The organism is Allobosea sp. P2_A10 (genome assembly GCF_056405115.1).
Genome location: NZ_JBFUCS010000018.1, coordinates 1 through 13,075, shown reverse-complemented (window position 1 = coordinate 13,075; position 13,075 = coordinate 1). Strand labels below are relative to the sequence as shown.

Here is a 13,075-nt window from a genome sequence, read left to right as displayed (position 1 = left end):
GCGCCGGCACCAGCGTCTGTCGTCGTCAAAGCATCGCGATGCGACGCCGGACGGCTGCGTCGCGCCAGCCGTCGATGTCCTTGGTCAGCAATTGCGCAGCGTCGCGAAGCAATTCCTCCACATACGCAAAGCTTTTCGTATCAGCCATCTTCAGGTCGATCACGCTAAATTGCTCGGCCAAGCTTTCAGACCGGCGGGCGTTTTCCTCAATTCCGAGCTTGGCGTCGATGGCGAGGCAGGCCGCAGCTACTGTCGGGATGATCGCGCTGAGCATCAGGATGGCGCCTCCGACGGCATGCTTCACCATCGCCCGGACGCTGTGATCGTCGGGCACAGCTGCAAAAAAGAACCAGTAGACCAACAGGAAGATCGCGAGCGCCCCCATCAAGCCGCAGAAGGTCCAGTTTTCAATACGGTGAAGCGCGCGTTGCAGCCGATGCATGCGCAGCGTGGTCGAGGCGTTGTAGCCGCTTTGACCCCTGACGATGCCGTCCGGATCCAGCCGGAGCGCCGTGACGACCGCGTCCCGTCGATCCCGCGCGACGACGGATTTCGGCGGACCCGCCGCGCGCAGGATCGCGCGCGCCTGCCACTCGGTCCAACTTACCGCCGGCAGGGCGCTGTAGTCGCCGACGTCGAAGCCCAGCGGCCAGGTCGCGCGCAGCGCCCGCAGGCGTTCGGCGAGGCGGCGGATATCGCTCCAGCGCTGATGGCTCGTTGCGAAGAAGCCGAGATGCATCGACCAAAAGGCGAAGCCCAGCAGGATGAGCTCGACCAAGACCATCCAGAATTTCAGCTTGTCGAAGATCGCGGGAATCGTCGCCGCCACGACGGCCAGGACGGCGATGACCAGCAGAAACGCCTGCATCGCGCGATGCAGGTCGCCGTAGAAGCTTGCCTTCGCATCGGCCGCGCGAAAGGCCGCATCGATCATCGGATGGGCAATGTCCTGAGCGTCCCGCTTGGCCTGGGCGATCTGCTCGTCGGTGACCGCGTCCGGCTGTGGCGCGCCGGTGGGTTTGGGCTTGAGTCGGCCGTAAAACGCGCGCCAGCCGGCGACGAGCAGCCGCGCCGGCACAAACCGCGCCTGATCGAGCAGGAAGCCGGGCAATCCCGTCCAGCCGGTCCACGGCGCGGGCGCCACGCGATTGCCGCTGGCATAGTCGCGCCGCGCCGCCGTCTCCTCGTCGATGTTGTTCCCGTGCCCGTGCTCTTGTCCCTGGTCTGATGGCTTGGCGGCCGGCGGAGCCAGCATAGGAGCGAGCAACTCGCAAAGCGCATCGGCGGACGCCTCTGGTGCGGTGCGGTCGCGGCGGCCGGCATCGCCCAGTGCGTCGACGAGCTCGGAAAAGCTCTGGTCGAGCCAGAGTCGCTCAGCGCTCAGCAGCCGGATCGTCGCCCCGTCGATCCACAGCACCGGCATACCCTTGCGAAGCGCCAATGCCACGGTGTCGGCGGTGCCGCCAGTGCCGGCTGCAAGCTCTCCGTTCCATGCGACGATCAGAATATCGGCCCAGCGCACCAGCCAGCGAGTCTGCTCGAGATGCGCGTCGCGTGGGGGCGATTCACGCAGGCTCGCTTCTCCGTCGAGAACGCTGGTCGCCTCAAACGGGCGGTCGAGACCCTCGGGCGCATCGAGCGCGATCCGCAGCGAGGGATCGTTGCAGTCTGGGCCGTCCGTCCAGGCGATCCGCCCCGGCTCCGTCCTGTCGGCGAAGGGAAAGGCCGCATGGATGCTACCATGCCGACCGACGCGCCACAGCCGCGCGGCGACACGATCGGCGCCGGGAGCGTAACCGACGAGCAGATCGAGCCTCGGCTGCGTTCCCGAACCCGGCCAGAACGCCTTGTAGGCGTCGGCGATGGTCTCGGTCTGTCCGGGCGCGACCGGCCGCGCAGCCGTCAGGACGACGGCCTCGGCAACGAGCGCGAAGGCCGCCGTCAGCGACGCTTCCAGGCTGGTGGGATCGAGGCTCCGATGTCCGGCAAACGCGACGCGGACTGTCAGGGCCGCTGGCGATGACGCATCGGACAAGATCGATCTGCGCCGCTAGAGGTTGCCCGAGGACCGGCCATACATCGACGGATCATCGCGCGGGCCATCGGGCGACCAGATCGCCCGCAGCGGCAGCGGTTCCTGTGGCTTCAGGTTGCTCTTGTCGGCGATGAACTGCTGCGTCACCCACGCCATGCAGTCCTTGGACGCCGTCTCGACGATGCGCTTCTCGATTTCGGCGGGCGTCGCGATGCCCTTGTCGGATGACGACATCGTCTCGACCCGGCTCGACAGGCAGTCGGAGATGATCCGCCGTGCCCGGTAGCGCAGCGCAAACGAGTTTTGGTCGCGCCGCAGAAGGCCCTCGATGCTGCCGATCGCCGAACCGGAGGCGCGCATCAGCACCTGCGCCGCGCCCTCGCGCAGCTCGCCGTCGACCAGCTCACCATGGGTCTGATAGAGCCGCTGCACGAACAGCGACGCGCTCTGGTTGGCGGCGAGCAGCTCGGAGGTCTCGAACAGGCGGCGATGCACGCTGAGGCCGGCCGCCTGGATGATCTTGTCGAGATCGTCCATCTTCACCAGCCCCTGATTGGTGCCGAGGAAGAGCGCGCCGATCTCCGATTGCGCCCGGTTCAGGATCATCACCTTGAGCCGCTCGGTGGTCCAGTTCTCGCCGAGGAAGCTCTCGAAACGCTCGAGTGCCGCGGCGGAGAAGGCCTTCTCGACCGAACGCTCGATCGCATGCTGGGTGATATCGCCGGTCTCGGAGGCCTTCTGGCGCTCCTGGAAGGTCATGATCAGCCGGGCGATCTTGGCCGAATAGTCGCGCTCGGCCTCCTTGCTGCTCGTCCTGCCGACCTGGTTGAGGTCGAGCGTTGAGCCGACGGCGCCGATCGTCACCGCCGCCGCCAGCGTCTTCAGGACCTTGGTCTGGATGCTGCTGGCCGGCGCGAGCGACGCGAGCACGCGCTCATTGCGGGCGCTGTTGCCCCGGCCGTCGGCGACGACGCTGTTTTCCCGCGGCTCACCGCCGCGCCGCGCCTTCTGGCGCGGGCCCTGCTGCACGACGACCCGGCGTTGCTGCCGCACGCCCAGCCCACCGAGCGCGCCGCCGATCAGCCCGCCAATGGCGGCCGCGCCGAAGAAGCCGCCGCGCCTTTGCGCGCTGGCGGGGAGCGGTTGCAGCACCCAGCTCACAGCGAGCGCGGAGCAGGCAACCAGAAGCGTGTTTCGCCAGGATTTCGTCGCCATGCCCATCTCCTCGAGGAGCAGGAAGGCCATACGGCAGGCAACCTCGCCAGCGCCGGCCAAGACTCGAACGCTGTCGTAAAGCGCACTCAACGTCAAGCGCGGACGTAGCGTTGACGCGGCGCGTCAGCGTCTTTTCCTGGTCGCCTCTGCGTCCGCCGAAGCTTTCGCCGTCTTGATCTGCTGCTCGATCAGATCGGCGAAGGGGATCTTGTTCTTCTTCGAGAGCTGGAAGCTCGCGACCAGCGTCTCGCGCAGCGCCAGATTATTGTAGCAATTGGTTTCGCGTTCGATCCGGCGCATCTGCGGCTCGGTCGGCGATTCCTTGCGCGCCCAGTCCCAGACCCAGACGTAATACGATCGGGTATAGCCGACGCAGTCGATCGGCACGATCAGCCGGCGAACCTTGACCTGCCCGCTGCCGGCCTCGACCTGCCCATAAAAAGTCTCGAGCCGGTCGCTCTCGTCCTTGCTGAGGAGAGGCCGCCCCGTGGCAGGGTCGTTCGCCTCGCCGTTCTTCGCCATTTCGGCCAGGAGATGGCCGGCGGCGATCTCATAGAAGGGGTTGCCGTCCGTCGTCGTCGGGTCCGCTTCGGTTGCGAGCCGGATGGCGTGATAGGCGAGGCGCATCGCCTGGACGGGGTCGCGCGGCTGGTCGAAATCGCCCTTGCGATAGATCCGCGCCAGTTCGAGCGCGGCGCGCGTGGCGCCGAGGCTCATCGCCCGCCGCAGCAGTTCGATCGCCTCCTGCGCGCCGTTCTCCGGCTTGACCAGCATGGCGCCGGTGCGCAGCTTCTCGGCGAGTTCGACCTCGGCTTCGAGCACGCCGCCATAGGCCGCCAGCCGCCAGTAGCGCTCGCCGATCTCGGGCTGGCGGTTGGGCAGGCCCTGGCCGCCTTCCATGATGGCGGCGAGTTCGTGCTGCGCGCTGGAATCGCCGGCTTCCGCCGCGCGCCCGTACCAGATCAGCGCCAGCGAGGGATCGGGGTCGATGCTGTCGGGGCTGATCGCATTGCCGCGGTAGACCGGCTTGCCCCTGGCATAGAGCGCGCCGAGCTTGACGCGGGCGAGGTTGGAGCCTGCGGCCGCGGCGCGCTCGAACCATTCCACGGCGCGGCGCGGATTGACCGAGGGCACGCCCAGCCCCGAAACCAGCGCCGCGCCGGTCTCGACCATCGCCGGCACGAAGCCGCTTTCCGCCGCCTTGACGAACCATTCATAGGCCTGGCCGTGGTCGCGCTGGATCGAGCCTTTGCCGCTCTGGTAGCGCAGGGCGAGGTTGTACATTGCCAGAGGGTGGCCCTGCTGGGCCGCGCTCTTCCAGAGGTCGTCGGCGCGCTTCTCGTCGACGTCCACGCCGTCGCCTGAATCGTAGAGGATCGCGAGATTGTTCAGCGCGGCGAGGTAGCCGCGCTTCTGGGCGTCCTCCAAAGCGAGCCGCGCCCGGCGGAAATTCACGAGCCGCTCGGCCTCGTCGAGCGTCGGCTCGGACCCGCGCTTGTAATGGGCCCGGCCGAGATTGAACAGAAAACGGATGATGCGCGGATTGGCCTCGACCGATTTCGTGCAGGCGGCGATCGCCTCCTCAGCCTCGACGCGGTCGAGAGGCACGCCGGGCACCTCCGGCGGACGGGCGCGGTCGTGCTCGGCCGCCGCGAGCCGGTCGCATTCGTCGATGCGCCGGTCGCTCGCAGCCACGGGCATCGGCAGCGTATCGACGGCCGTGTCGCTCAGATTGACCAGGGCGCGGCGCGCGAGTTCGGCGGTCTGGCAGCCATCGAACCTGCGCCGGTGGCGCTCGAAGAAATCGCGACGGCGCTGCCTTGCGATCTGGTCCCAGTCGGCGCGCGCGCCCTCGCAGGCGGTCTGGCGAAAGGCGAAGCGATCGGCCCCGATCGGCTCGACGAAATAGAAATCGTCGACGCCCTTGAGGTTCTGGGCGACGTCGGGCTCCTGCTGCGCGCCCTGGCTGTCGGCGATGGTGCGCACCATCAGGCGGGTGCGGGCGGCAAGCTGCGACAGGTTCTGACCCGGACGCGGCAATTCGGTCCGCAGAACCTCTGTGAACAGCGAATTGCGACGCTTGTCCCAGGCCCCGAAGCTCTCCACCGCCGTCTCGCCGAACGAGGCCGAATAGAGCACGACGAAACCGGGCGGCGGCTCGACGCCGGAGATCAGCCGCGAGCCCGATTCAGGCCCCCGCCGCAGCCGCTGGGCGTTGGCAGACGGATCGCCGACCAGCAGCGAGCGGCAGGCGTCGAGGATCACGATGGCGGTGCGCGGCTTGCGGGCGGCGATCTGGGCCTGGATCTCCTGCTCGGACATCCCGCTCTTGGGGATTTCGTCGCTCTGGTAGGTTTCCATGAAGCCGGACACGCGCAGCCGCACCACATCGGCATTGCGGCGCTCCTCGTCGGGCAGTTGCGCGCGCGTGAAGGCGACCGGGCTGCGCAGGTCGCCGAAGAGGATGTAGTTCTTGCGGTCGAGCTCGACGCCGAAACCGTGGCCGGAATAGAAGAACAGGACGACATCGCCCTCCTGGACGGTCTTCAGAAAGGCGTCGAATTCCTTCTGGAAGTCCTTCTTGCTCTGCAGGTCGGAGACGACCTTGATGTTCTTCTTGTCGAAGCCGACCTGTTCGAGATCGGAGGCGAGGTCGCGCGCATCGCTGATCGAGCGGCTCAGACGCTGGATGTTGCCGTCGGCATAACGCTCCATCCCGACGAGAAAGGCGCGCCGCGTCTGCGCCTCGGCGACAGTCGTCAGCGTCAGGACGATGGCGGCAAGGCTGGCGAGCCAGACCCCGAGGCGCTGCAAACGTGCCATGGTCATCTCTGTCGAAACGGAAGAGGCGTCGAAGAATAGCCTGAACAGCCCCGGCCGCAAGCGGTGACCGTCAGGCGTCGCCGCCGCCGGCCGCCGAGAAACCACGCCTGTCGAGCGCCAGCAGGATGGTCGGCGCGCCATCAAGATCGACCTCCCGCTCGACGCTGAAGCCGGCCCGTTCCAGCACGCGGCGGGAGGCTGGATTGGCGGGGCGGACGAGGCCGATCACCTTCTCCGCCTTCAGTGCCCCGAATGCGAAGGCGAGCGCCTCATGCACCAGTTCTCCCGCAAAGCCCCGTCCCCAGTTCTCCGGCTGAAGATGATAGGACAGGTTGAGGCCATCAAAATCCTTCGTGACCGTCACGCCGCCAAAACCAATGATGCCGACATCGGCTTCGATCGCCCAGCGGCCGAAGCCATGCGTCTGCCAATGCGTGATGTCGCGGAGGAGCCGCGCGATGCTCGCCTCCGGCGGATCCGGCGTCGGATCGGGGCGATGCGCGACGAGCTCTGCCCGAGAGAACAGCGCGATGATGAAGTCCCGGTCGGCCGGCCCCGGCGGACGCAGCAGTAGCCTTTCGGTCCTGCGCACGGCAACGGGGTCTGCAATCCCTGCGATTGCAGCCACTACGGTGCGATCACTCGGGCCACCCTGATGCCGATCTGTGCGCTGCGGCCGCGCGCGTCCGAAATCTCCCAGCTCCGCGCCGCCGCGCGCAGTGCCCTGGGCTCGTCGGACCAGGAGCCGCCGCGCGTCACGCGACGCGAGCAATCGCCGCCAAGCCGTGGCGAGCCGTCGCCGGGCATGCCGTCATAGCTCGCAGCCCAGCAATCCTCGACCCAGTGCCTGACATTACCGAGCATCTGGACGAGGCCGAAGCCGTTGGGCTGCCCCAAATCGACCGCGACGGTTTTTCGTTCGCCTTGCGCCTTGGGGCTGCCCTCATAGGACTGGCGCCAGTCGTAATTCGCCTTCTCGGGTGTGATCGGGCCAAACCAGAACGCCTCCCCGCCACAGCGCGGCCCGGCGCAGCCGCGCGCGGCGTATTCCCACTCGGCCTCGCTCAACAGCCGGTAGACCTGCCCGGTCTTCTGCGACAGCCAGGCTGCATAGGCCCTGGCGTCGGCCCATGAGACGAAGATCACCGGGTTCCGGCCGCGCCCCCAGTTGTAGTCGCCCGGACGGTGGGCGTTACAGCCGCCTTCCGCGAGACAGGCGTCCCAATCGTCGAAGGAGACCGGATAGCGCGAGACGGCGAAGGGCGTCGCGATCGAGACCTCGCGCTGCGGCCCCTCATCGGGGTTGCGGCCGCGCTCGCTTGCCGGCGAGCCGATGGTGAAACGCCCGGCCGGGAGCGTGACCATCTGCGGACAGGTCTCGCATTCCTGGAACGGCGTCCCGGCCGGCCCCGGCGTCCGTGCGACGGCGGCCGGTTTCGGCGCCACCACGCTCGCGACGCGCGCCCGCTCCTCCTCAGCCTTCGCTTTCGCCTTGGCTTCCTCGTCCGCCTTCGCGGCAGCAACCCTCCGCGTCTCCTGCGCCTGCGCCTCGGCAGCCTTGCGCGCCGCCTCGACCACCTGCGCATCATCGACGCGGCGCTGTTCGAGCGAGGCGAGCGTCTGAGCGGTGGGCGATACCTGAACCGGCAGGCCCGTCGCCGCGAGATCGCCGCGCACCGCATTGGCAGGCGTTGGCGCGGCAGCGTCCGTGCGCTCGTGCAGACCCTCGTCCCTCGCGAAGGGGCCAAGCGATCGATAGGCGGCAAAGCCGATGCCCGACGCCGCCAGAAGCAGCGCTGCGGCGACCGGCAAGACCAGGCTGCGCGACTTTGCCGGCTTCAGCAGGGTTTTCAGCGTCCGCACCAGATCGTCGCAATCGGGGCCGAAGCGGCGCGTGCGCAATTCGACGGCCTGGCGGCGGGCGAGCGGACGCAGGCTCTCGGGCAGCGCCGAGGCCGCCGGCATCACGGCGTCCTCCAGCAGCACCGGCACGACGACGACATCGCGCGCCAGCGAGGCCTCGATCTCGAGGCGAACGAAATCGCCGGGATCCTCGAGCCTGCGGTTGCCTTCGGCGTCGCGGATGTCGAGCCAGTTGGGGCCGATCAGGACGAGCACGACCCGGGAAAGCGCCAGCGTCCGGTCGAGCGTCTGCGTGAAGTCGCTGCCGGCCTGGATACTGTCGATGTCGATGAACAGGTCCTGGCGGCGGAACTGCCGCTCCAGACGATCATAGAGCCGCCCGGCGAGCCCGGCGCTGTCGGCCCTGCGATAACTGATGAAGATGCTTGCCAAGGACCGGTCTCGGAGCGGCTTTTATCGGATCCGGCGTCGATCGACGTAGGCTGATCCTGCCATACCGCGACAGGCGAGTTCAAGCACCTCGCATGGCCGTGGCGTTCGGCGAGGACCCGCCCGTTGCCAAGCGACCCGAAACCGATCAAATCGCTGCATGGTTTGGGGGATGGCATGCCGGCCTTGATCGCGCTTTCGAAGCTCTCGGCGCAGATGGCGTCGCGGGTGACGCGTCATCGCGGCGAGATGCAGCTCGTCGCCGGCGCGATCGCACTGGGGCTCGGCTTCTGGGGCTGGTCGATCGAGGAGCCGGCCGCCAACTGGTCGGGGCATGCCAACAACCTGTTCAGCACCCTGCAGCTCGTCACGCTGAACTTCCCAAAGAAATTCGACGGCGAGATCACCTGGCAGCTCCAGATCGCCCGACTGATGGTGCCGCTCGTCGCCGTATTGGCCTCGTTCCATGTGCTGGTCGGCGCCGTCACGCGGCCCTTGCGGCTGGCGTTGCTGCCGCGCGCGCAGGAACACATCGTCGTCTTCGGCGACACCAAGCTGACAGAGGCCGCATTGCTGACGCTGGCGCAGCGCGGACGCCAGATCGTGGTCGTCGCGCCCAAGGTCACGGATTTGCGTCGCGAGATGCTGGAAAGTTTCGGCTTGACGGCAATCGAGTCCGATCTGCGGCAGGCCGGCGCGTTGAAACAACTGAATCTCAGGACGGCGGCCGCCGTCTTCGTCACCGGTCCCGACGATCTCGACAATCTGAACATCGCCATGCTGGCCCTGGCCTCGGTCGAGAACCGCCCCGACGGCCAGCCGCCGCTGGTGCTCGCGGTGATGATCGATCGCGAGGATCTGGCGATCGAACTCGACGAGGCGCTCGACGGCATCGCCCGCCATCAACGCCTGCGCTATCACCGGCTCTGCCCGGATCGCGAAGGCGTTCGCCTCGAACTCGCCCGTTTCGCTCCGATCTTCACCAAGCGTGACCGCAACGCGCCGAGCCATGTCATGGTCGCAGGGCTCGCCGGCCGCTTCGAGCAGGTCTTGTCCGAGCTGATCGTCGCGACGCAGGATCATCCTTCCGAGCGGCCGATCCTGTCGCTCGTCCTGACCGCGCCGGAACTGAAGCTGTTCGAGGCCTGGCGCGCGGCCCGGCCCGAGCTCGACCTCGTCGTCCGCTTCGAGCTTCTCGAGGCCGAAACCGCCCGCCTGCCCCGGGCGGACGCCTTGAGCGAATGGGTCGCGCGCTGCGGCAGCCCGCATCTGGTCGTGGTGATGTGCGAGGATGCCGATGCGATCGCGACCTCGCTTGCCCTGCGCCGGCCGATGAACCCGGCCGGAACCGGCAACGTTCCGTTGCTCGTGCGGCAGGGCCGCGAGGACCATGTGCTCGAGACCCTGCAGAGAACGCAGGGCCAGGCGCGAGATCTGTCGCGCATGGTCGCCTTCGGCGGGCTGATCCGGGCCGACAGCATCGAGCGGGCGCTGAGCCGCAAGGGCGACGAGAGGGCCATCGCCCTGCACGAGCGCTATCTCGCGGCCGCTCAGGCGGGCGGCGTCAGCACGCCCGCCGCGTTGAAGTCATGGGACGAACTGTCGGAGAACCTGCGCGAAGCCAACCGCTCGGCGGCCGAACATGCGCCGATCCTGTTCGCCGCCATCGGTCTGGAGCTTGTCGAGGCGGCTCCCGGCATCCCGCCGCGCCAGATTTCGGCGGACGAACTGGAGACGCTGGCGATGGTCGAGCATCGCCACTGGATGGCCTCGCGCATCGACCATGGCTGGCGCTACGGCCAGGTCCGCAATGACGACCGGCAGCTGCATCCCTCGCTTCTGCCTTATGAGCAGCTTACCGAAAGCGACAAGATCAAGGACCGCGACACCGTCCGCGTGCTGATCGAGATCGCGACCGCGCAAAGCGAGATCTTGCGCGAGCGGGCAGGCGCGCCCGGACCTGCGGTGGCGTGATCGATCGACCACCGTATACGGCAGGGCTGAACCTCGCGCGGATCGATTGCGGCCATCGGGGAATCCGACTCTACTGCCGGTTGAACCGGTTTTGGGCTGGCCGGGCGCGGGCCCGGCATGCGGAGTGGCGATATGGGCGGGTTGGTGATCAAAGGCGGCCGGGTGGTCGATCCCGAAAGCGGGATGGATGCCATCGGCGATGTCGTCATACAGGATGGCAGGATCGTCGCGGTCGGGACGGATCTGGGTGATGGCGAGCGCGTCATCGACGCGACCGGGCTCGTGGTAGCCCCGGGCTTCATCGACCTGCACGCCCACGGCCAGTCGATCCCCGCCGACCGCATGCAGGCGTTCGACGGCGTCACCACCACGCTCGATCTGGAGGCGGGCGTGATGCCGGTCGCCTCCTGGTACCGGCGTCAGGCCGAGCAGGGCCGCATCCTGAACTACGGGGCGGCCACCAACTGGGCCTTCGCGCGGATCGGCGCGATGGTCGGCATCAACGAGGAATCGTCGCTGGAGGCGTTCGGCCGCGCCATGCGCGATCCGCGCTGGATGGACAATGTCTCCAGCAGCGAGGAGCAGGCCGGCATCATCGCCCGCATCGCGCAGGGTCTGGACGAGGGCGGCATCGGTATCGGCATCCTCAATGCCTATGCGCCCGGCGCCGGCGTGCAGGAGCTGACCGCGATCTGCCAGCTCGCCGCCGAACGCGGCGTGCCGACCTTCACCCACATCGCCTATATGGCCAACCGCGATCCCAAGAGCGCGGCGGAGGCCTATGTCCGCCTGATCGGCTATGCCGGCGCGACCGGCGCGCACATGCACATCTGCCACTTCAACAGCTCCAGCAAGACGGATGTCGAGCGCTGCGAGAAGCTGATCCGCAAGGCGCAGGCGCAGGGCCTGCCGATCACGGTCGAGGCCTATCCCTATGGCACGGGCTCCACGGTGGTGTCGGCGGCGTTCTTCAGCGACCCGGAATTCGAGAGCCGCAACGACGCGACCTATGACCAGGTCCAGATCGTCGCGACCGGGCGGCGCTTCCGCGACCGCGAGGACCTGCTCGCAGCCCAGGTGCAGGATCCCTCGCAGCTCGTGCTCTGGCATGTGCTCGACACCGACAACAACCCGCGCCATGCCGATATGCTCGATCTCTCCGTGCTCTATCCGGGCGGCGCGATCGCGTCCGACGCGATGCCCTGGTCGATGCCGGACGGCTCGTCCTATACCGGCGACGCCTGGCCGCTGCCGATCGAGGCGACCTCGCATCCACGCTCGGCTGGTACCTTCACCCGCTTCATCAGCCGCTGGGTGCGTGAGCGGCAGGCAGTCCCGCTGATCGAGGGCATCGCCAAATGCACGCTGATCCCGGCGGAGATCCTGGCGGCGAGCACCCCGGCGATGCGCGACAAGGGGCGGCTGCGGCCGGGCGCCGATGCCGACGTGGTCGTGTTCGACTTCGAGACGCTGGCCGACCGCGCCGAATTCACCGCGATGAACCGCCCGGCGCAGGGCGTGAGACATCTCGTGGTCGGCGGTCAGGCGGTGATCAGCGACGGCGTCATGGACGTCGCGGCGCGCCCCGGCCAGCCCGTGCGCCGGCCGGTCGCCTGACCGGCATGCCCGTCCCGATCCTGCTCGTGGCCGGCTTTCTGGGAGCGGGCAAGACGACGGTGGTGAACCACATCCTGGCCCATGCCGGGGGCCGGCGGATCGCCGCTGTCGTCAATGATTTCGGCGCGATCGACATCGATGCCGAATTGATCGCGGGCGCCAGCGACGGCATCGTCAGCCTGTCCAATGGCTGTATCTGCTGCTCGCTGGAAGGCGACCTGCTGCGGACGCTCGCCACCCTCCTGCGGCGCGACCCGCGACCGGAGGCGATCCTGATCGAGACGAGCGGCGTCGCCGATCCCGTGGACATCGTCCGCAACCTGATGGACCCGGTGATCTGGCGGGAGGCTCCGCTGGAGACCGTTCTGTGCGTGGTCGACGCGACGGCTTCGACTTCCACGCTGGACGATGTCCTGATCCGCGCACAGTTGCGCGCCGCCGACATCGTGGCGCTGAGCAAGACCGATCTCGTCGACGAGGCCCTACGGGACGCGATGCGGCGCGCCGTGGCGACGATCCGCCCGGGCGTGCTCGTCATCGACGCGCCGCTCGGTCAGGTGCCGCTGGAGCTGGTCTTTCCCGAAAGCCCGGATCGCCCGGCCACGCCGCGCCCGGTCGGCGGCCGACGCCCCGCCATCGACCGGTTCGAGAGCCATAGCTGGACCTCCGAACAGCCGGTCTCGCTGCCGCGCCTGCAGCGAGCCGTGAACCAGCTCGCACCGAGGATCGCCCGCGCCAAGGGGCTGTTTGAAACCGTGGAGCAGCCGGGACGTCAGTTCCTGTTCCAGCTCGCCAGCGGCAGGGCGACATTGGCTCCGGCGGGAATGCCGCCGGCCGGACTGCCCCGGTCGAGGATCGTGTTCATCGCCGAGCTTGCGGCCGTGACCGCGACCGAGATCGACCTCGCCATGGACGGATGCGTCGATCCGAAAGGCTAGAGCGTCGGACTGAAAACTGGAATCGTGGGATTCCCTTGAGGGCTGCTTTGTGATTCACCGTTTCTGGAGGTGGATCATGGGTCGCAGCTATTCGGATGATTTGCGTGCGCGCGTCGTGGGTTTTGTCGAAGCAGGGCATTCGCGTCGGGCTGCGGCCCGGCATTTCGGGGTGAGCGAGAGC

The 13,075-nt window shown here is 67.9% G+C and carries 8 protein-coding genes; 3 read left to right on the top strand and 5 right to left on the bottom strand.

Annotated elements, in window-relative coordinates; translation table 11 throughout:
* Nucleotides 1-25: 25 nt before the first annotated feature.
* From AC1DZY_RS21400 to AC1DZY_RS21380, 5 genes are all read right to left on the bottom strand, one after another.
* A complete protein-coding gene (locus AC1DZY_RS21400; RefSeq protein ID WP_476822178.1) occupies nt 26-2,035 on the bottom strand; it encodes a hypothetical protein in 2,010 nt (669 codons plus the stop codon).
* Nucleotides 2,036-2,050: 15 nt separating this feature from the next.
* Nucleotides 2,051-3,250: a hypothetical protein gene (locus AC1DZY_RS21395; RefSeq protein ID WP_476822177.1), complete on the bottom strand. Its 1,200-nt coding sequence runs from the start codon at nt 3,248-3,250 to the stop codon at nt 2,051-2,053.
* Between the two features lie 123 nt (nt 3,251-3,373).
* Nucleotides 3,374-6,073, bottom strand: a complete 2,700-nt coding sequence (locus AC1DZY_RS21390; protein ID WP_476822176.1) for a DUF2610 domain-containing protein — start codon at nt 6,071-6,073, stop codon at nt 3,374-3,376.
* A gap of 70 nt (nt 6,074-6,143) precedes the next feature.
* Complete coding sequence (locus AC1DZY_RS21385; protein WP_476822175.1) at nt 6,144-6,665, bottom strand: GNAT family N-acetyltransferase; 522 nt, start codon at nt 6,663-6,665, stop codon at nt 6,144-6,146.
* Nucleotides 6,666-6,700: 35 nt separating this feature from the next.
* Complete coding sequence (locus AC1DZY_RS21380; protein ID WP_476822174.1) at nt 6,701-8,368, bottom strand: SUMF1/EgtB/PvdO family nonheme iron enzyme; 1,668 nt, start codon at nt 8,366-8,368, stop codon at nt 6,701-6,703.
* A 174-nt stretch (nt 8,369-8,542) separates the two neighbouring features.
* Between AC1DZY_RS21380 and AC1DZY_RS21375 the strand changes: the two genes are divergently transcribed.
* The 3 genes from AC1DZY_RS21375 to AC1DZY_RS21365 all read left to right on the top strand — a co-directional run bounded on the left by AC1DZY_RS21375 (nt 8,543) and on the right by AC1DZY_RS21365 (nt 12,894).
* Nucleotides 8,543-10,339 (top strand): RyR domain-containing protein, encoded by a 1,797-nt coding sequence (locus AC1DZY_RS21375; protein ID WP_476822173.1) that lies wholly within the window; start codon nt 8,543-8,545, stop codon nt 10,337-10,339.
* 132 nt (nt 10,340-10,471) lie between these two features.
* The gene (locus AC1DZY_RS21370) at nt 10,472-11,956 is read left to right on the top strand and encodes an amidohydrolase family protein (protein ID WP_476822172.1); all 1,485 of its coding nucleotides are present in this window, start codon (nt 10,472-10,474) and stop codon (nt 11,954-11,956) included.
* A gap of 5 nt (nt 11,957-11,961) precedes the next feature.
* Entirely contained in the window at nt 11,962-12,894 is a 933-nt protein-coding gene (locus AC1DZY_RS21365; RefSeq protein ID WP_476822171.1) for a CobW family GTP-binding protein, read from the top strand.
* Nucleotides 12,895-13,075 lie beyond the last annotated feature (181 nt).

Coding starts and splice junctions, on each gene's coding strand:
- AC1DZY_RS21375 (WP_476822173.1), top strand. CDS start 8,543: ATGCCGGCCTTGATCGCGCTTTCGAAGCTCTCGGCGCAGATGGCGTCG.
- AC1DZY_RS21365 (WP_476822171.1), top strand. CDS start 11,962: ATGCCCGTCCCGATCCTGCTCGTGGCCGGCTTTCTGGGAGCGGGCAAG.
- AC1DZY_RS21395 (WP_476822177.1), bottom strand. CDS start 3,250: ATGGCGACGAAATCCTGGCGAAACACGCTTCTGGTTGCCTGCTCCGCG.
- AC1DZY_RS21370 (WP_476822172.1), top strand. CDS start 10,472: ATGGGCGGGTTGGTGATCAAAGGCGGCCGGGTGGTCGATCCCGAAAGC.
- AC1DZY_RS21390 (WP_476822176.1), bottom strand. CDS start 6,073: ATGGCACGTTTGCAGCGCCTCGGGGTCTGGCTCGCCAGCCTTGCCGCC.